The organism is Gordonia terrae, from assembly GCF_051789125.1.
GTDB lineage: Bacteria > Actinomycetota > Actinomycetes > Mycobacteriales > Mycobacteriaceae > Gordonia > Gordonia terrae_A.
Genome location: NZ_CP196526.1, coordinates 2,207,940 through 2,226,036 on the forward strand (window position 1 = coordinate 2,207,940; position 18,097 = coordinate 2,226,036).

The following is an 18,097-nucleotide window of genomic DNA, read 5'->3' on the forward strand; positions in this document are numbered from 1 at the left end:
CCCGATCCGCTCAGGTCCCCGCACGGGTCAACACGTCGATCATGACGCGCAGATCATCGACCGTCGCCTCGTTCAGCCTCCCGTGCGCGTGGACGAAGCCGATGCCGGCATAGAGCAGGGTCGTCGCGCGGGCGTGGGCCTCGGCCTCGGAGAATCCGAGTTCGCGCATGGCGTCGTGAGCGATCGCGAAGATGCGGCAGTCGAGCTCGTCCACCGAGTCGGCGATCGACGTCTCGGTCTCGGCCCAGCGTCGGAGCGCGGACTCCATCGCCCAGCGGCGCGGATCGGAGACCAGCCGCGCCATCCCCTCGATGCGCTCGACCGGCGGCAACGACTCGAGTGCCTCGATCCGTGCGGCCACCGCGGCCTGCGCCTGGCGACAGTGGTCGGCCAGAGCGCTCTTCAATGCCCCGATGTCGGTGAAATGCCAGTAGAAACTGCCCTTGGTGACGCCGAGCCGCGCACTCAACCGGGAGATCTTGAGTCCCTCGATGCCGTCCTCGACCAGAATCCGTGCCGCCGCGTCCAGCCAGTCGTCCACACTCAACCGCGACCCGCGGCGCGGGGCGGCTTGTTCCACTGGCTGATCCGGCATGGAATCACCTCTGGTCGGGTCTCGCGACATCTGATCTCGGTCAGTGCAAACTCTCAGATCAGATCGCTCGATCGTGAGAAAACCTTACAACCGTGTATGTGTAGTTCGCTTGGCTAAAGCTAAGGGTGCCCTATCAAAGGCGTACTCTGGGCGCGAATGAGGAGGTTCGAATGGCCAAACGCGTCAACACGATGACGGTGCTCCGAAGAGAACGGCTCAGCCCGCATTTCGTGCGGTTGTACCTGGGCGGGGAGGGCTTCGACGATTTCGAGCCCGCCGTGGGCAAGACCGGTGACCCCGACACGGACATGTACGTCAAGTTCGTCTTCGCCCCGGCCGGCGTCACCTATGCCGAGCCGTTCGATCTGCAGGCGATCCGGACGGCGGAACCACCGGAGCGTCAACCCGTCTTGCGGACCTACACGGTCCGTCGTGTCGACGCCGCGGCGAGGGAGATCGTCGTGGACTTCGTCGTGCACGGCTCCGAGGGCATCGCGGGGCCCTGGGCCGCATCCGTCCGACCCGGCGAGATGGTTCGGTTCATCGGACCCGGCAGCGGCTACCGCCCGCGCGCCGACGCCCCGTGGCATCTCCTGGCATCCGACGAGGCCGGACTGCCGGCGGTGGCCGCCGCGCTCGAGTCCCTGCCCGCCGACGCGGTGGCGAAGGTCGTCATCGAGGTGGCCGGACCCGACGACGAGCTCGAACTCGAAGCGCCCGCCGGCGCCGATATCGTGTGGGTGCACCGGGGCGGGCCCGCCGGCGAGGTCGACGAGTCGGTGGCCGGCGACAACGCGCCGCTGATCGCGGCCGTGCGGGACCTGGGATGGCTCGACGGTGAACCCCACGTCTTCATCCACGGCGAGGCTCAGGCTGTCATGCACAACCTGCGTGCCTACATCCGCAAGGAGCGCGGGGTGAGCGCGGCGAACGCGTCGATCTCCGGCTACTGGAGGCGTGGTCGCACGGAGGAGGGCTTCCGCAAGTGGAAAGCCGACCTGCGGGCCGCGGAGGAAGGTGTCGCCGCGAACGGTTGAGAACCGGGCGGGCGTGGCACGGAGCGACGATTCGGCCACGACACCGCGTGTGCGGTTGCGGTGGGGTGCCGGACGCGGTGAGGTCGGAGGATGCTCGACGACTTCGCTGATCACCTTCGTCTGGAGAAGGGCCGCAGTGAGCACACGATCCGTGCTTACCTCGGCGGTGCGCGGGCGCTCGTGACGTTCGCCGGTGCGCGCGGCGTCGCGCCGGCCGACATCGACCTGGCGCTCCTGCGCGCCTGGCTCGCCGAGCTGACCCGGCGCGGCGCCGCCCGGACCACGATCGCCCGCCAGGTGTCGGCTGCCAAGACGTTCTGTGCCTGGGCCGTTCGCGAGGGCATCATGGCGACCGATCCGTCGCAGCGGTTGAAGGCACCCAAGGCTCACCGGACCCTACCGGCGGTCCTGGCGCCCGCCCAGGCCGACGCCGCCCTCGCCGCAGCCACCGCGGACCGCGATCCGGAGGACCCGATCACATTGCGCGACAAGGTGATACTCGAACTCCTCTACGCCAGCGGAATTCGGGTAGGGGAACTATGCGGACTCGACGTGGACGACGTCGACACCGGGCGGCGGGTGGTGCGGGTGATCGGCAAGGGAGACAAGGAGCGGTCGGTGCCCTACGGGGAACCGGCCGCGCGTGCGGTCGACGCGTGGTTGAGCCGCGGGCGCCCGTCGCTGGCGACCGACGGCTCCGGCGCTGCTCTCCTCCTCGGAGCGCGGGGCGGTCGGCTCGATCAGCGCATGGCCCGGACGGTCGTCTCCCGCGCGGTGACGGCGAGCGGGGGACCGGCCATGGGACCGCACGGATTGCGGCACAGCGCCGCCACCCACCTGCTCGAGGGCGGAGCCGACCTGCGAGTGGTCCAGGAACTGCTGGGCCACTCGTCGCTGGCCACCACCCAGATCTACACCCACGTCAGCGTCGAACGTCTGCGCGCGGTCCATCGGCAGGCCCACCCGCGGGCCTGATCACGGGTCCGGCCCGATCGGTTTGAGGCGAACCCGGATCGCGCCGAGCAACCCCAGGGGATCGATGTACTCCGCGGCGCGACCGCTGCCCCGGCGGGCGCCCCAGTGCAGGCACATCACCACCGGACACCCGGGGTGCGACCCCGAGACCGTGCCGATCACCGTTCCTCGAGACACGTGGTCGCCCGCGGACACAGCGGCTTCGACGGGCTCATAGGTCGTGATCACGCCGTCCGGGTGTGTCACGGACACGACCGGACGCCCGGCGACCGTCCCGGCGAAGCGCACACGCCCCGCGCCAGCGGATCGGACCTGCGCCCCCTGTGCGGCGGCGAGATCGACACCGCGATGACCGCTCTGCCATCGTCTCTCCGGAGCATCGAACCCGGTGACCACCAGCGGCCGCGGCGTCAGCGGAGCCGAATAGTCTCCGGTGGCGGCAGTGGCCCGGGCCGCCTCCGGCCGGCACACGGCGACCATCAGGAACACGAGCACGAGGACGACCGTGGGAACGACGCCGGTGACGGGGCGCGGGCCGGGACGGTACGGCGAGGCGGGGCGATCGGACGGCATACACCTTCAGACGCACCGGCCGCCCGAAGGGATCCATCGTCTGACGACGGGTTGCGTTTTGGTTTTCGATCGTGCGCGAGCGTAAACTTCGCTACGCACCTCATCGGTTGTTGATGAGGTGACTTCGCGCGTCTGCACTCAGGCCTGGACTGCGTCGGGGCTCAGCTCCCTGACCAGCACAGTTCCGACACACCCGCCGAGTGAGCAGTCCCGGACACGGTTCGTGTTCCGGGTGGCACCCGGTGCGCAGACGCCAGGGTCGGCGCCGACCGGTGCCGACGACAACTGCGACAAAAGGACGATCATGGCTGTCGTGACCATGAAGCAGCTGCTGGACAGCGGCGCACACTTCGGGCACCAGACCCGCCGTTGGAACCCGAAGATGAAGCGATTCATCTTCACCGACCGCAACGGCATCTACATCATCGATTTGCAGCAGACGCTGACCTACATCGACAAGGCATACGAGTTCGTCAAGGAGACGGTCGCCCACGGTGGCACCATCCTCTTCGTCGGCACCAAGAAGCAGGCGCAGGAGTCGATCGCCGCAGAGGCGACCCGCGTCGGCATGCCGTATGTCAACCAGCGCTGGCTCGGTGGCATGCTCACCAACTTCTCGACCGTTCACAAGCGTCTGCAGCGCCTGAAGGAACTCGAGACCATGGAGCAGACCGGCGGCTTCGAGGGACGCACCAAGAAGGAAATCCTCATGCTCACGCGTGAGAAGAACAAGCTCGAGCGCACCCTCGGTGGTATCCGCGACATGGCCAAGGTCCCCTCGGCCGTGTGGGTCGTCGACACCAACAAAGAGCACATCGCCGTCGGTGAGGCCCGCAAGCTGAACATCCCGGTCATCGCGATCCTCGACACCAACTGCGACCCCGACCTCGTCGACTACCCGATCCCGGGCAACGACGACGCCATCCGCAGCGCCGCTCTGCTCACCCGCGTCGTGGCCTCGGCCGTCGCCGAAGGCGTCCAGGCTCGCGCAGGCGCAGCCAGTGGCGATGCCAAGCCCGAGGCCGGCAGCGGCGAACCGCTGGCAGAGTGGGAGCAGGAACTGCTGACCCAGGCCGCAGCACCGGCGGGCGGCGATGCAGCCACCGAAACCCCGGCGGCCGAGACCCCGGCAGCCGAGACCCCGGCGGCTCAGTAGTCCTGACGGCCCAGTAGTTCCGACTGCTCTGCAGATCGGTCCCACACCACACTTCCCGAAGGAGGCTCGCCGACGATGGCGAACTACACCGCAGCTGATGTGAAGCGTCTTCGTGAGCTCACCGGCTCAGGAATGCTCGACTGCAAGAACGCGCTGGCGAACAACGACGGCGATTTCGACAAGGCCGTCGAGGAACTGCGCATCAAGGGCGCCAAGGACGTGGGCAAGCGCGCCGAGCGCTCCACGGCCGAGGGCCTGGTCGCAGCCAAGGACGGCGCCCTGGTCGAGATCAACTCGGAGACGGACTTCGTCGCCAAGAACGCCGAGTTCCAGCAGCTCGCCGACGAGATCGTGACCGCGGCCGCCGCGGCCAAGACCAATGACGTCGACGAGCTCAAGAAGGCTCCGCTCGGCGACGGCACCGTCGACGAGGCTGTCGCCGCGCTCTCGGCCAAGATCGGCGAGAAGCTCGAACTCCGTCGCGTGGCCTACTACGACGGCCCGGTGGCCGTCTACCTGCACAAGCGTGCGTCCGACCTGCCGCCGGCTGTCGGTGTGCTCGTCTCGTACGCAGGTGAGGGCGAGGCCGCCGAGGACGCCGCTCGCGGCGCGGCCATGCAGGTCGCAGCTCTCAAGGCGCGCTACGCCACGCGCGACGAGGTCCCCGCGGACGTCGTCGAGAACGAGCGTCGCATCGCCGAGCAGACCGCCAAGGAAGAGGGCAAGCCCGAGCAGGCACTGCCCAAGATCGTGGAGGGTCGGGTCAACGGCTTCTACAAGGATGTCGTGCTGCTCGACCAGGCGTCGGTCCAGGACTCCAAGAAGACCGTGAAAGCTCTTCTCGACGACGCCGGTGTGACCGTGAAGGGTTTCACGCGCTTCGAGGTCGGCCAGGCCTGATCTGACGGCCCCACGGGGCCCGAGTACAACCCCGAATCGCCCCGTCTCCTCACGGAGACGGGGCGATTCGGCGTCAGCGGCCGGTCCGCCGTTCGCGAAGAGCCAGGGTGAAGGCCCCGATCGCGACCGCGACCCCGGCCAGTACGCCGAGTGTCACCCGCAGTGCACCCAGGAACGTCCTCGCGGCGACCGACTGCCCCGCCTCCTCAGTCCACGGACGGGTCTGTGTCGCGACCGCGCCCACCGGGGCGGAACCCACGGGCCCGGCGCACCCGGGCACCGGCCGCTCCGGGTGCGACGACCGCAGCTGGGTGCTCGCACACGCCGCGAAGCGATCGGCCACCGGCTCGTGCAGGTACGGGGCGACCGGCGACTGGATCAGTGCGGCAGCGAGGTCGCTCCGTACCTCGGGAACAGTGATGGTGCTCTGTCCGGAGACCTGCGCGAAGAAGAAGATCGTCACCACGGCGAGTCCGATCGAGGCGCCGATCTGCTGGACAGTCGGGATCGATCCCGTCGCGGTTCCGACCGTGGCGTCGGTGGTGTCGGAGAGGATCACCGTCTGCAGCGGTGCGATGAACAACCCGGTGCCGACCCCCGCCAGCGCAAGCGGACCGAGAATGGTTGCCATGGGCAGGTTTTCGGACACAGGGTCGATGACCGCGGCGAGCCAGGCCAGACCCGCCCCGACGAGCAGCGAGCCGGCCAACAGCCCCCGCGGGGGACCGATCCGCGCGACGATCGGTGCGGAGGCCAGAGATCCGACAGCCGCACCGACAGCGAACGGCAGGGCCACCATCCCGGTCCGGGTCGCGGAGTAACCCAATCCGAACTGTGCCGAGATCGACACGGTGAAGAAGAAGCCGGCGAACACGCTGAAGAACAGCAGAGACAGGACCAACCCCACGGCGAACCGTCGCGACCGGAACAATCGCGGACGGAGCAGGGGAGTGCCACCGCGGGCGTCGACGCGGATCTCGTGGATCGCGAACGACGTCAGGAACACCGCGGACGCCGCGATCATCATCCACAGGGTCGGCGGCCATCCCGTTTCGCGGCCGACGGCGAGTGGACAGAGCAGTAGGAACAATCCCGCCGAGGACAGCAGGACACCGACGGCGTCCATGCGCTCCGGGGTGTCGTCGCGCGCCATGGGCAGGCGACTCCACGCGAGCAGGCAGGCGAGCACACCCAACGGCACGTTGACGAAGAAGATGGTGCGCCATCCCCAACCGAGGACGTCCGCGTCGACGAGAACGCCGCCGACGACGGGGCCGAGGATCGCAGCGATACCGGCCACCGCTCCATAGATCCCGAAAACCAGTCCGTGCCGGTGCTTTCCGAACAGCGTGGCGATGAGCGCGAGGGTTTGCGCGGACATCAGGGCGGCGCTCACACCCTGAGCACCCCGGAAGACGATGAGTTCCCATGGCCCGGTGGCCACTCCGCACAGGACCGACGTCGCGGTGAACGCGACCATGCCGGTCACGAACAGTCGTCGACGGCCCAGGCGGGCGCCCAGGCGGGCGCCCAGGTTCGCCGCGGGCAGGAGGGCGCACGCGAAGGCCAGCGTGTATACGGTCAGCACCAGCAACTGCTGGGAGGTCGACGCCTCGAGATCGGTTGTGAGATCGGGCAATGCGATGTTGACGACGGTGGTGTCCAACATCTGCATGAACACCCCGAGGAGGCAGCCCGCGAGCGCCGCCCACGCCCCGGGGCGGTCGGCGGCCGACGTCGACGGGTCCCGGCGCAGCGCCGGGTCGGCGCTCACGGGGTGAGCGCGGGCAGCGACGGCGCGTAGTCGCCCTCGGCTGCCACCGTGGCCATCACCTCGACGAAACGGGCGACGTAGCGCTCGACCGACTCGCGCGCGATCTCGGTGTTGGGGTAGAGCAACGTGATCGAGGTGCTACCGGAGAACCGGTTGACCCACATGTAGACTTCTTCACTGCTGCCCCGATTGCCGAACAGACACCCGTTCCCGGCCTCGAAGATCTCGACTCCCGGCAGCTTGCGGACGTCGATGTAGGAGACCATCGGGACCGACCAGCCGGATCGGACAGCGACACCGTCGGACGGCTCCACCAGCTCGAGTACCCGGTGAAAAGAGATGTCGGTGAGCTCTTTTCCGGCGTCGTAGCTGCGTGCGGCCTCCGGTGCCAGAGCGCGGAACGTGGTCGATTCGCCGATCGTCAGGGGGACCGGGATGAGGCTGGTGAACCAGCCCACCGATTTCATCTCCGCGGCTCCGGATCGGGTGCTCTTCGGAGTCATGCCGAAGTACTCGGTCTGGCCCGTGAATTCGGCGAAGACGAGACCGGCGGTCGCCATGATGCCCGCGACCATGGTGGCGCCCACATCGCGGCAGACCTTCTCGAACGCGGCCGCAGAGGTCTCGTCGAACAGCGTGGCGTTCACGATCGCGCTGCGCGTGTACGTCTGGTCGCCGGTTCCGAGCGGGAGCGGAAAGCTCGGCAGGCGGCCGCCGTTGGCGCGGACGAGATCTATCCAGCGCTCGACGCCCGGTGAGTGGCGGGTCAGCGCACGGGAAACGGCTCGTTCCCGTTCGCAGTAGTCGAGATAGCTACCGATCGGCGGCAGTTCGGCGCCGGCGCCGAAGGCCGCATTCATGTAGAGCGTCAACAGGTCCACGCACGTGATCGCCTGCGAGATCCCGTCGGTGTTGAGGTGGTCGGCCGCGGCGTACAGAGTGAAACCGCCGTCCCATTCGATGGCGCCGAAGGTGAAGCAGTCCCACGAGAACGGTCCGGGAGTCTCCTCCTGCACATGGGATCGCAGCTGGGTGGCGTCGCGATCCCCGTGGGGGACCGGCACGATCTCGACGACCTCCGGTGGCACGAGATGGCGGTGCACGGTGCCGTCGTCCTCCATCGAGAACCACGACCGGAAGCTGTCGTGACGACGCACGAACTCGTTGACCGCGGTGGTCATCGCCGACACATCCAGCGGGGCCGCCACGTCGAAGGCCATGAGGCAGAGCCGGGCGAATCGAAAGCCCGCAGACTCGTTGCGCCATGCCACGCGCAGGTACTCCTCCTGCTGATGCGACGGCGGCACCGGATGCACAGGTGCGCGTTCGGCGTCGGTCACCGAGGCGAGGGAGGCGACCCAACTGGTCAGATGACCTGGACGCGGGTCCCATTCCTCGATGAGGCCGAACTTCATCATCTGTGTACCTCGATTCGCCTGTGGCATGGCGGGTTTGGGTTCCGCGCCGTCCCCGATGAGACGATCGGCCGGATTCGGATGCGCCGATCGGCACGGACCCTACCGCACAGTAGGTGCGGCAGTCGACGAAACGGGTGTTGTCAAATTCCGGTGACACGCGGTGCGCACCAACTGATCTGTGCCGACCCACCTCCTCGGGTGGATGGGACGTTTGACCCATGTGGACACCACGGCACCGCATCCGTCAGACTGCCGGGGTTCCCGGTGTGACGTCTGTCGCATCCTGTCGAAAGCGGAGGGTATGGACGAGCAGTCTCGCGACGGGACCCGGCCGGCACACGGACACGTCGAGCCGGCCCCGAAGGCCTCCTTCTCGCCGGCGAGCGTGCTCTCGTTGATGGCCGTGCTCGCGCTGGTGACCGGGGTTCTGGCGCTCGCCGGCCCGGCCGCGGCCACGCCTGCGCCGGCGCGAGTCATCGGGGAGACGGTCCGGCCCGGCGGGGAGCTCGAACTCACCGTGCGATCCACAGCGATGCGGCGGGCGGTGCCGGTGAAGGTGTGGCCGAGTCGAAGCGGACGGCCGGCTCCGACGCTCTACCTGCTCAACGGCGCGGCCGGCGGAGAGGGTGGCAGCAGCTGGTTCGACCGGACCGATGTGCGCACCTTCTTCGCCGACGAGAACGTCACCATCGTGGTGCCGATGGGTGGTGCGGCGAGCTACTTCACCGACTGGCAGCGGCCCGACCCCGTGCTGGGTGTGCAGAAGTGGGCGACATTCCTGACCGGGGAACTGCCCGCCGTGATCGACGAGCGCTTCGCCGGTACCGGACGCAACGCGATCGCGGGGATCTCGATGGCCGGCACGTCGGTGTTCCAGCTCGCGCTGCGCGCACCGTCGCTCTACCGGGCGCTGGGGTCGTTCAGTGGCTGCGCGCAGACGAGCGACCCGCTCGGACAGGCCGTGGTCCGCATGGTGGTCGAGGGCCGGGGTGGGGCGAACACGCTGAACATGTGGGGGCCACCGACCGACCCGGCGTGGCGTGCCAACGATCCCTATGTCCACGCCGAGCGCCTTCGCGGCAAGTCGATCTATGTCTCCAACGGCTCCGGACTGCCGGGTCGGTACGACACGATCGACGGCCCCGGCATCGACGGCAACGGGTCCAAGCTGTTCGATCAGATCGCGGTCGGCGCGGTGATCGAGACCGCCACCGCCCGCTGCACACAGAATCTGCAGCGCCGCATGCGCGAGATCGGCGTGCCGGCGACGTTCCACCTCTATGAGGGCGGCACGCATTCGTGGCCGTACTGGCAGGACGAACTGCATCGCGCGTGGCCGCAGTTCCGGACCGCCCTCGGACTCTGAGGCGCGGCCTCGCCGGGACGGGCGGCACGTTCGCGACGACCGCATGTCTTGACGTGACGTGTGTCGCGGGTCGGATCGGGTGAAGACGTACGATAGTTCACCGAACCGACGAGTGAGGAAGCCGATGAGTGAAGCGCCCGACGCCACGCAGTCCGACTCCACCCCTTCCGGCCCCGCGCCGACGGCCGGGGACGGGGTCCGCCGGGACGGATTCCACCGGGTGCTGCTGAAGCTGGGCGGCGAGATGTTCGGCGGTGGCGAGGTGGGTCTCGATCCCGACGTCGTCGGTACCGTCGCCGACCAGATCGCCGACGTCGTCAACTCCGGGGTCCAGGTGGCCGTGGTCATCGGTGGTGGCAACTTCTTCCGCGGCGCCGAGTTGCAGCAGCGCGGTCTGGACCGCGCCCGCTCGGACTACATGGGCATGCTCGGTACGGTCATGAATTGTCTTGCACTGCAGGACTTCCTGGAGAAGCGTGGCATCTCCACCCGGGTGCAGACCGCCATCACGATGGGTCAGGTCGCCGAGCCGTATCTACCGCTGCGGGCACAGCGTCACCTCGAGAAGGGGCGCGTGGTGATCTTCGGTGCAGGAATGGGTATGCCGTACTTCTCGACCGACACGACGGCCGCGCAGCGGGCGCTGGAGATCAAGGCGGAGGTGGTGCTGATGGCGAAGGCCGTCGACGGCGTGTACGACGCCGACCCGCGCATCGATCCCGATGCCACACTCTTCACCGAGATCACCCACCGCGAGGTGCTCGACAAGGAACTGAAGGTCGCCGACGCGACCGCCTTCAGTCTGTGTATGGACAACAAGATGCCGATCTTGGTGTTCAATTTGCTCCAGCAGGGCAACATCGCCCGGGCGGTCGCAGGGGAGCGGATCGGCACCCTGGTCAGCACCTGACCGTCACCGAGCCCGACCCGGCCCCCAGGCCGACGAGAACCGAGCCCGACGAGAACCCGACGAACGGAACAAGGACGAAGATGATCGACGACGCGCTGCTCGATGCCGAGGAGAAGATGGAAAAGGCGGTGAACGTCGCCAAGGAGGACATGGGCTCGATCCGCACCGGACGCGCGAACCCGTCGATGTTCAACAAGGTGAACATCGAGTACTACGGGTCGATGACGCCGGTGACCCAGGTGGCGAGCATCAACACGCCCGAGCCGCGTCTCGTGGTGATCAAGCCGTACGAGGCGTCCACCCTGCGCGACATCGAGACCGCGATCCGCAACTCCGACCTCGGGGTCAACCCCACCAACGACGGCACCATCATCCGGGTGGCGATCCCGCAGCTGACCGAGGAACGCCGCCGGAGCCTGGTCAAGCAGGCCAAGGGAAAGGGTGAGGACGCCAAGGTCTCCATCCGCAACGTTCGGCGCAAGGCCGCCGACGAGCTGAAGCGAATCCAGAAAGAAGGCGAGGCGGGCGAGGACGAGGTGGCCCGCGCCGAGAAGGAACTGGACAAGACCACGGCGGCGTATGTGCAGCAGGTCGACGAGATCGTCAAGCACAAAGAAGACGAATTGCTCGAGGTGTGAGCGAAGTTCCGCGACGAGGCGGTGACGGGCCGCCCTCTCAGAAGTCGAGCGCCGGGGACTCGAGCCCCGAGAAGAAATCACGCGCGGGTCGTGACCTGCCGGCCGCGATAGCCGTCGGCGGCACGCTGGGCGTGAGCATCATCGCGATCCTGTTGTTCGCCCCGAAGCTCTGGTATGTCCTCGTCGCGGTCGCATTCGCGATCGCCACCTGGGAGGTTGCCAAGCGGCTGCGCACCGGGGGGTACGACATCGCGCTGTGGCCCCTGCTGATCGGGGGCCAGGCGATCATCTGGGTGAGCTGGCCGTGGGGTCCGACCGGTGTGCTCGTGGCATTCGCGGCGACGGTACTGGTCTCGATGGTGTGGAAGCTCCTGGGTCAGGGCATCAACCACGCACCGGTCAACTATCTGCGCGACCTCGCGGTCACGGTGTTGGTGCTCGCGTGGCTGCCGATGCTGGCGTCATTCGGCGCCCACCTGGTCGTACAGGACGACGGAGCCGCCCGCGTGGCGACCCTCATGGTGGTCGTCGTGTGTTCCGACGTCGGCGGCTACGTCGCCGGGGTCCTGTTCGGCAAACATCCGATGGCGCCGGCGATCAGTCCGAAGAAATCCTGGGAAGGCATGGTGGGGTCGTTGCTGCTGGGCAGCGTCGGCTCCGTGTGCTGCATCGTCTTCCTGATCGGCAGTCACTGGTGGATCGGCATGATCCTCGGGCCCGCACTGGTCGTCTGCGCGACCCTCGGCGACCTCGTGGAATCGCAGGTCAAACGCGATCTGGGGATCAAGGACATGGGCACCCTGCTGCCGGGGCACGGCGGCATCATGGATCGGCTCGACAGCCTCCTGCCGTCGGCCTTCGTCGTGTGGGCAGTCCTGACGGCGCTTCTCTGACATGTCGACTCTCTGACATGGCCGGGGAGCTGAGGTACCACCGCTCCGACTCGAGAATCCGCCGAGTTACTTGGCGGCTTTCTTGAGCGCGCGTCGCAGTTGCATCATGCGGAGTCCGCCGACGAGCGCGACGATCAGCGCGCCCGCGATCGCGGCGATCAGCAGACTCACCCCGAGTGGCAGGTTGACCTCCCAGAAGAGGAGCTCGATCGTCTGACTGGTCAGGTTCTGCACGATGAAGACCAGGAGCAGGATCATGATGATCGCGCCGATGACGACGCCGAACCATGTTGCTCGCGTACGCGTGTGCTCGACGTCACGGACCGTGCGCCTGAGCCGGTCGCGATGGTCGTCGGGGGCCGAAGTGTCCGCGGGATGCCCCTGCTCGGGGTAGGTGTGTTCGGCGGCCGGTACCGGTGAACCCGCAGCCTGCTCGCCCCACGCGGGTACCGGGCCCGTGCTCCGCCTGTCCTCGGGTGTCGTCATCACTTCATCATGACATGCGACAATGGCGCGATGACCTCATTGCCACTTGTGTTCGACGCGCCCAAACGCGGGCGTCCGCCGACACACTTCGCCGATCTCGACGCCGCCGGTCGCGTCGCGGCGCTGGCGGAGCTGGGGCTGCCGAAGTTCCGTGCCGATCAGCTGGCCCGGCAGTACTACGCCCGGCTCAACGGGGACGTCGACGAGATGACGGACCTGCCCGCCGGTGCCCGGGAAGCGGTGCGCGAACGCCTGTTCCCGCAGCTGCTCACCCCCGTGCGGCACATCTCGTGCGACGACGACTCGACCCGGAAGACGCTCTGGCGCCTGCATGACGGCACCCTTCTGGAGAGCGTCCTGATGCGCTACACCGAGCGCAACACACTCTGTATCTCCAGCCAGGCAGGGTGCGGGATGGCGTGCCCGTTCTGTGCCACCGGCCAGGGTGGACTCGACCGCAACCTGTCCACCGCCGAGATCGTCGACCAGGTCCGCGCCGCGGCGCGCGCCCTCCGAGACGGCGAACTGGGGGAGCCCGGCCGGTTGTCGAACGTCGTCTTCATGGGAATGGGCGAACCGCTGGCCAACTACAAGCGGGTCGTGAGTGCGGTACGCCAGATCACCTCGTCCGCACCCGAGGGACTCGGGATCTCCGCGAGGTCGGTCACGGTCTCGACCGTGGGCCTCGCCCCCTCCATCCGCCGTCTCGCCGACGAGGGCCTGTCGGTGACGCTCGCGGTGTCACTGCACACACCCGACGACGAGCTGCGTGACACCCTGGTGCCGGTCAACAACCGGTGGTCGGTCAGCGAGGTCCTCGACGCCGCCCGCTACTACGCCGACTCCACGGGTCGGCGCGTGTCGATCGAGTACGCGCTGATCCGGGACGTGAACGATCAGCCGTGGCGCGCGGACATGCTGGGGCAGAAGCTGCACCGGGCGCTCGGCTCGCTGGTGCACGTCAACCTCATCCCGCTGAACCCGACGCCGGGGTCGGAATGGGACGCGAGTCCCAAACCGGTCGAGCGTGAATTCGTGCGGCGCGTTCGCGAGCAGGGGGTCTCGTGCACGGTCCGCGACACCCGTGGGCAGGAGATCGCCGCCGCGTGCGGTCAGCTGGCGGCCGAGGAACGCTGAACGGACCCGGCGAGACCCGGACAGACGACGAACGCCGAGCGGATTTCCGCTCGGCGCTTCTCGTCGGTGGGGTGGGGATGACCGGTCAGGACCACTTCCCGCGATTCATCCACCAGCCGCGCACACACAGGCCCAGCACCGCGACGGCGAACCCGATGAGGTAGAGGTCCTCGATGTGGCCGGTGTGGTTACCGATGATCATCGCCACGAGGAACAGTGCGAAGAACACTGCGGCGCCGTAGAAGGTCTTGGTCGCGGCACCGTGCCAGCCGAACCGGGCCGACGGGGCGTCGGCGGGCTCGCGCCGCCAGCCGGTGTCGACGATCTCGGCGTGGCCTCCGGTGCCGTGTTCGACGGTGTGCTCAACATCGGTGCTTGCCACAGCCACTCCTCACAGCGCGGACGTCAGATCTCTGACGATCGGTAGTAGTTCCGGATCAGCATAGCGGTATGTCCGTGGCGGCGGTCGGTCCGGTGTGTGGCGGCATGGTCCAGAATGGACGGGTGCCCACTCGCGTGCTGATCCTCGGCTCCACCGGTTCCATCGGCGTCCAGGCGCTCGAGGTGATCGCCGAGCACCCCGATCGATTCGAGGTCGTCGGCCTCGGCGCGGGCGGGGCCAATCTCGATCTCCTCGCCCGGCAGGCCGCCGCGTTCGGTGTCCCGGCTTCTCGGCTCGGGGTCGCCGACGCCGACCGGGCCCGTGAACTCGCCGACCGTCTCGGAGCGGGAGCCGACGCGGTCCTCGCCGGACCCGACGCGATGAGCGATCTGATCGACGCGGTCGCCGCGGACACCGGGGTCGACGTCGTGCTCAACGCGGTCGTCGGATCGATCGGCCTCGCCCCGAGTCTGGCCGCGCTCCGGTCGGGAGCACGCCTTGCCCTCGCGAACAAGGAGTCCCTCGTGGCGGGCGGCTCACTCGTCCTCGACGCTGCGGCGCCCGGACAGATCGTGCCGGTGGATTCCGAGCACTCGGCGATCGCGCAGTGCCTGCGCGCCGGGACCGCCGCGGAGGTCGACAAGCTCGTGCTCACCGCGTCCGGCGGGCCGTTCCGCGGCTGGACACGCGAGCAGCTGCAGGAAGTCACCCCCGAACAGGCCGGCCACCACCCGACCTGGTCGATGGGGCCGATGATCACCCTGAACTCGGCGACGCTGGTCAACAAGGCCCTGGAGGTCATCGAGGCCCACCTGCTGTTCGATGTCGACTACGACCACATCGACGTCACCGTGCACCCGCAGTCGATCGTGCACTCGATGGTGACCTTCGTCGACGGCGCCACGATCGCGAAGGCGTCGCCGCCGTCGATGAAGCTCCCCATCGCCCTCGCGCTCGGATGGCCCGACCGTGTGCCCGGATCGTCGTCGGCCTGCGACTTCTCGACGGCGTCGGCCTGGACGTTCGAGCCGGTGGACGACGCGGTGTTCCCGGCCATCGAATTCGCCCGCTCGGCGGGCCGGACAGGCGGCAGCCTCACCGCGGTCTACAACGCCGCAAACGAAGCCGCGGCCGCCGGGTTCTTCGCAGGTGCGATCCCTTTCCCGCGCATCGTCGAGATCGTCGGTGACGTGCTCGGCGAGGCAGATCAGTGGCATCAGAAGCCAGGTACTGTGGAAGAGGTCTTCGCCGCCGATCGGTGGGCCCGGGATCGTGCCGCCCAGCTCGTGGCAGTCGCATCCCCGTGATCCGGATGGAGTAGGTACGTGAGTTTCGCGATCGGTGTCACGCTGTTTGCGTTGGCGCTGTTGCTGTCGGTCGCCTGGCATGAGTGCGGCCACATGTGGGCCGCGCAGGCGACGGGCATGAAGGTCCGCCGGTACTTCGTCGGCTTCGGTCCCACCATCTGGTCCACCCGACGCGGGGAGACCGAGTACGGCATCAAGGCCCTGCCACTCGGCGGCTTCTGCGACATCGCCGGGATGACGCCCCACGAGGAACTCGCCTGGGACGAGCGCGAGCGGGCCATGTACAAGCAGAAGGCGTGGAAGCGGCTCGTCGTCCTGTTCGCCGGACCCGCCCAGAACTTCATCCTCGGCTTCGTGCTGATCATCATCGTGGGGCTGACCTTCGGTCTGCCCAACCTCAACCCGGGGCCGACCCCGGCCACGGTGGGCGAGACCCGGTGCGTGTCGCCGACCATCACGATCGTCGGCAACGATCAGACGGATTCGCCCTGCTCAGGGTCCGGTCCAGCGGGTGCCGCAGGGCTCCTCCCCGGCGACGACATCGTCGCGATCAACGGTCAGCCGGTCGGTCAGGCGTCAGATCTGACCCCCGTGATCCGCGAGTCCACCGGCCCCGTCGCACTGACCGTGGACCGCGACGGGCAGCGACTCGAACTGTCGATGACGCCGGAACCGGTCACCGTCACCGCCACGAAGGCCGACGGCACGACCGAGACCCAGACCTACAACATGGTGGGCATCGCCTACGACGTTCCGCCGGGGATCATCCACTACAGCGGTTTCGGGATCATCCCGGGCGCGCTCGGCTTCACCGGCGATCTGGCCGTCGAGACGTGGAACGCCCTGCTCTCCCTGCCCTCGAAGGTCGGTGCGTTGTGGACCGCGGTGACCGGAGGCGAACGCGCACTCGACACCCCGGTCAGCGTCTACGGCGCCTCGGTGCTCGGCGGCCAGGCCGTCGAACGCGGTCTGTGGGATCTGTTCTGGATGCTGCTGATCAGCATCAACTTCTTCCTCGGCCTGTTCAACCTGATCCCGCTCCTCCCGCTCGACGGCGGCCACATGGCGATCGTCGGGTACGAGAAGGGCCGAGACACCGTCCGGCGCTGGTTCGGCCGTGCGCCCGGCGGTGCCGTCGACTACTACAAGCTGCTCCCGATCACCTACGCCGCCGTGGTGGTGATGGCCGGCTTCATGGTCCTCACGCTCACCGCCGACATCGTCAACCCGATCAACCCCTGGTGAACACATCCGGGGTCAGCCCTCGCAACGAACACCGTGTGAGTTCACCGACTCACATCACCACTCCCGATCCCCAGAGGTGAACGAGATGAACGCCCCGACTTCCGCGAACGCCGTGCCGATCGGACTCGGCATGCCCGCCGGGCCGCCGCCGGTGCTCGCTCCCCGCCGCAAGACCCGCCAGCTGTTCGTCGGCTCGGTCGGGGTCGGCAGCGACCACCCGATCTCGGTGCAGTCGATGACGACCACCAAGACGCACGACATCAACGCGACCCTGCAGCAGATCGCGGAACTCACCGCGTCGGGCTGCGACATCGTCCGCGTCGCCTGCCCGCGGCCCGAGGACGCCGAAGCGCTCCCGATCATCGCCAAGAAGTCGAAGATCCCCGTGATCGCCGACATCCACTTCCAGCCGAAGTACATCTTCTCCGCGATCGACGCCGGCTGCGCCGCCGTGCGTGTCAACCCCGGCAACATCAAGGAGTTCGACGGGCGCGTCAAGGAGGTCGCCAAGGCGGCAGGCGATGCGGGAATCCCGATTCGCATCGGTGTGAACGCCGGCTCCCTCGACAAGCGCATCCTCCAGAAGTACGGCAAGGCAACGCCCGAGGCGCTCGTCGAGTCGGCGCTGTGGGAGGCGAGCCTGTTCGAGGAGCACGGCTTCGGTGACATCAAGATCTCGGTGAAGCACAACGACCCGGTGATCATGGTCGAGGCCTACCGGCAGCTCGCCGCCGCGAGCGACTATCCGCTGCACCTCGGCGTCACCGAGGCCGGGCCCGCGTTCCAGGGCACGATCAAGTCCGCCGTGGCTTTCGGCGCTCTGCTCAGCGAGGGCATCGGCGACACCATCCGGGTTTCGCTCTCGGCGCCGCCCGCCGAGGAGATCAAGGTCGGCGACCAGATCCTGCAGTCGCTCAACCTGCGCCCGCGCAAGCTCGAGATCGTGTCCTGCCCCTCGTGTGGCCGCGCTCAGGTCGACGTCTACAAACTCGCCGACGAGGTGACCGCGGGGCTGGAGGGCATGGAGGTCCCGCTGCGCGTGGCGGTCATGGGCTGTGTCGTCAACGGTCCGGGCGAGGCCCGCGAAGCCGATCTCGGTGTGGCCTCGGGTAACGGCAAGGGACAGATCTTCGTCAAGGGCGAGGTCATCAAGACTGTTCCCGAGGCGCAGATCGTCGAGACGTTGATCGAAGAAGCGCTGCGGATCGCCGAGGAAACAGGACAAACTGGAGACGGAACACAAGTGGGCTCGCCCGTGGTGACCGTCTCGTAGGAGGCGGTCGGGCTCGACAGGGAGGAGCGGCG

General features: G+C 68.0%; 18 protein-coding genes. 12 read left to right on the top strand and 6 right to left on the bottom strand.

The annotated features are described in order from the left end of the window. Positions 1–10: 10 nt before the first annotated feature. On the bottom strand, positions 11–595 hold the full coding sequence (locus ACSUZC_RS10025) for a TetR/AcrR family transcriptional regulator (RefSeq protein WP_439032644.1): 585 nt from the start codon (positions 593–595) through the stop codon (positions 11–13). A 170-nt stretch (positions 596–765) separates the two neighbouring features. Here ACSUZC_RS10025 and ACSUZC_RS10030 point away from each other — a divergent pair, with 170 nt between their 5' ends. Further along, positions 766–1,632, top strand: a complete 867-nt coding sequence (locus ACSUZC_RS10030; RefSeq protein ID WP_439032645.1) for a siderophore-interacting protein — start codon at positions 766–768, stop codon at positions 1,630–1,632. A gap of 90 nt (positions 1,633–1,722) precedes the next feature. Continuing rightward, complete coding sequence (locus ACSUZC_RS10035) at positions 1,723–2,607, top strand: tyrosine recombinase XerC (RefSeq protein ID WP_439032646.1); 885 nt, start codon at positions 1,723–1,725, stop codon at positions 2,605–2,607. On the opposite strand, the gene ACSUZC_RS10040 is transcribed toward ACSUZC_RS10035, so the two are convergent. Then, positions 2,608–3,087 (bottom strand): murein hydrolase activator EnvC family protein, encoded by a 480-nt coding sequence (locus ACSUZC_RS10040; protein WP_439033070.1) that lies wholly within the window; start codon positions 3,085–3,087, stop codon positions 2,608–2,610. It abuts the gene before it with no gap. A 397-nt stretch (positions 3,088–3,484) separates the two neighbouring features. Between ACSUZC_RS10040 and rpsB the strand changes: the two genes are divergently transcribed. Next, the gene (rpsB, locus tag ACSUZC_RS10045) at positions 3,485–4,336 is read left to right on the top strand and encodes a 30S ribosomal protein S2 (protein WP_439032647.1); all 852 of its coding nucleotides are present in this window, start codon (positions 3,485–3,487) and stop codon (positions 4,334–4,336) included. Positions 4,337–4,411: 75 nt separating this feature from the next. Continuing rightward, a complete protein-coding gene (gene tsf, locus ACSUZC_RS10050) occupies positions 4,412–5,236 on the top strand; it encodes a translation elongation factor Ts (protein ID WP_439032648.1) in 825 nt (274 codons plus the stop codon). Positions 5,237–5,309: 73 nt separating this feature from the next. On the opposite strand, the gene ACSUZC_RS10055 is transcribed toward tsf, so the two are convergent. Then, positions 5,310–7,010 (bottom strand): MFS transporter, encoded by a 1,701-nt coding sequence (locus ACSUZC_RS10055; RefSeq protein WP_439032649.1) that lies wholly within the window; start codon positions 7,008–7,010, stop codon positions 5,310–5,312. Next, positions 7,007–8,428 (bottom strand): condensation domain-containing protein, encoded by a 1,422-nt coding sequence (locus tag ACSUZC_RS10060; protein ID WP_439032650.1) that lies wholly within the window; start codon positions 8,426–8,428, stop codon positions 7,007–7,009. The genes ACSUZC_RS10055 and ACSUZC_RS10060 overlap by 4 nt, the downstream gene beginning before the upstream one ends. Before the next feature lie 397 nt (positions 8,429–8,825). Here ACSUZC_RS10060 and ACSUZC_RS10065 point away from each other — a divergent pair, with 397 nt between their 5' ends. The 4 genes from ACSUZC_RS10065 to ACSUZC_RS10080 all read left to right on the top strand — a co-directional run bounded on the left by ACSUZC_RS10065 (position 8,826) and on the right by ACSUZC_RS10080 (position 12,235). Further along, the gene (locus ACSUZC_RS10065; RefSeq protein WP_439033071.1) at positions 8,826–9,794 is read left to right on the top strand and encodes an alpha/beta hydrolase; all 969 of its coding nucleotides are present in this window, start codon (positions 8,826–8,828) and stop codon (positions 9,792–9,794) included. A 124-nt stretch (positions 9,795–9,918) separates the two neighbouring features. Then, positions 9,919–10,704, top strand: a complete 786-nt coding sequence (gene pyrH, locus ACSUZC_RS10070) for a UMP kinase (RefSeq protein WP_439032651.1) — start codon at positions 9,919–9,921, stop codon at positions 10,702–10,704. An 80-nt stretch (positions 10,705–10,784) separates the two neighbouring features. After that, positions 10,785–11,342, top strand: coding sequence for a ribosome recycling factor (gene frr, locus ACSUZC_RS10075; RefSeq protein WP_439032652.1), 558 nt, complete (start codon positions 10,785–10,787; stop codon positions 11,340–11,342). After that, the gene (locus ACSUZC_RS10080) at positions 11,339–12,235 is read left to right on the top strand and encodes a phosphatidate cytidylyltransferase (protein WP_439032653.1); all 897 of its coding nucleotides are present in this window, start codon (positions 11,339–11,341) and stop codon (positions 12,233–12,235) included. The genes frr and ACSUZC_RS10080 overlap by 4 nt, the downstream gene beginning before the upstream one ends. A gap of 66 nt (positions 12,236–12,301) precedes the next feature. On the opposite strand, the gene ACSUZC_RS10085 is transcribed toward ACSUZC_RS10080, so the two are convergent. Continuing rightward, positions 12,302–12,721, bottom strand: a complete 420-nt coding sequence (locus ACSUZC_RS10085; RefSeq protein ID WP_439032654.1) for a LapA family protein — start codon at positions 12,719–12,721, stop codon at positions 12,302–12,304. Positions 12,722–12,751: 30 nt separating this feature from the next. On the opposite strand from ACSUZC_RS10085, the gene rlmN reads away from it, so the two are divergent. Then, positions 12,752–13,858, top strand: coding sequence for a 23S rRNA (adenine(2503)-C(2))-methyltransferase RlmN (gene rlmN / locus ACSUZC_RS10090; RefSeq protein ID WP_439032655.1), 1,107 nt, complete (start codon positions 12,752–12,754; stop codon positions 13,856–13,858). 85 nt (positions 13,859–13,943) lie between these two features. Here rlmN and ACSUZC_RS10095 read toward each other — a convergent pair whose 3' ends face one another. Continuing rightward, positions 13,944–14,240, bottom strand: a complete 297-nt coding sequence (locus ACSUZC_RS10095; RefSeq protein WP_439032656.1) for a DUF2631 domain-containing protein — start codon at positions 14,238–14,240, stop codon at positions 13,944–13,946. Positions 14,241–14,362: 122 nt separating this feature from the next. On the opposite strand from ACSUZC_RS10095, the gene dxr reads away from it, so the two are divergent. From dxr to ispG, 3 genes are all read left to right on the top strand, one after another. Beyond that, the gene (gene dxr / locus ACSUZC_RS10100; RefSeq protein WP_439032657.1) at positions 14,363–15,547 is read left to right on the top strand and encodes a 1-deoxy-D-xylulose-5-phosphate reductoisomerase; all 1,185 of its coding nucleotides are present in this window, start codon (positions 14,363–14,365) and stop codon (positions 15,545–15,547) included. A gap of 18 nt (positions 15,548–15,565) precedes the next feature. Further along, entirely contained in the window at positions 15,566–16,792 is a 1,227-nt protein-coding gene (locus ACSUZC_RS10105; protein WP_439032658.1) for a M50 family metallopeptidase, read from the top strand. Between the two features lie 85 nt (positions 16,793–16,877). Then, positions 16,878–18,065 carry a flavodoxin-dependent (E)-4-hydroxy-3-methylbut-2-enyl-diphosphate synthase gene (gene ispG / locus ACSUZC_RS10110; RefSeq protein ID WP_238419108.1) on the top strand — a complete coding sequence of 396 codons (1,188 nt, stop codon included), beginning with the start codon at positions 16,878–16,880 and terminating at the stop codon, positions 18,063–18,065. Positions 18,066–18,097 lie beyond the last annotated feature (32 nt).

Bases quoted from the DNA above. Each gene is read 5' to 3' on its own strand.
- pyrH (WP_439032651.1), top strand. From the start codon at position 9,919: ATGAGTGAAGCGCCCGACGCCACGCAGTCCGACTCCACCCCTTCCGGC.
- ACSUZC_RS10065 (WP_439033071.1), top strand. From the start codon at position 8,826: ATGGCCGTGCTCGCGCTGGTGACCGGGGTTCTGGCGCTCGCCGGCCCG.
- ACSUZC_RS10060 (WP_439032650.1), bottom strand. From the start codon at position 8,428: ATGATGAAGTTCGGCCTCATCGAGGAATGGGACCCGCGTCCAGGTCAT.
- ACSUZC_RS10085 (WP_439032654.1), bottom strand. From the start codon at position 12,721: ATGACGACACCCGAGGACAGGCGGAGCACGGGCCCGGTACCCGCGTGG.
- ACSUZC_RS10025 (WP_439032644.1), bottom strand. From the start codon at position 595: ATGCCGGATCAGCCAGTGGAACAAGCCGCCCCGCGCCGCGGGTCGCGG.
- frr (WP_439032652.1), top strand. From the start codon at position 10,785: ATGATCGACGACGCGCTGCTCGATGCCGAGGAGAAGATGGAAAAGGCG.
- rpsB (WP_439032647.1), top strand. From the start codon at position 3,485: ATGGCTGTCGTGACCATGAAGCAGCTGCTGGACAGCGGCGCACACTTC.
- ispG (WP_238419108.1), top strand. From the start codon at position 16,878: ATGAACGCCCCGACTTCCGCGAACGCCGTGCCGATCGGACTCGGCATG.
- tsf (WP_439032648.1), top strand. From the start codon at position 4,412: ATGGCGAACTACACCGCAGCTGATGTGAAGCGTCTTCGTGAGCTCACC.
- ACSUZC_RS10040 (WP_439033070.1), bottom strand. From the start codon at position 3,087: ATGGTCGCCGTGTGCCGGCCGGAGGCGGCCCGGGCCACTGCCGCCACC.
- rlmN (WP_439032655.1), top strand. From the start codon at position 12,752: ATGACCTCATTGCCACTTGTGTTCGACGCGCCCAAACGCGGGCGTCCG.
- ACSUZC_RS10035 (WP_439032646.1), top strand. From the start codon at position 1,723: ATGCTCGACGACTTCGCTGATCACCTTCGTCTGGAGAAGGGCCGCAGT.
- ACSUZC_RS10030 (WP_439032645.1), top strand. From the start codon at position 766: ATGGCCAAACGCGTCAACACGATGACGGTGCTCCGAAGAGAACGGCTC.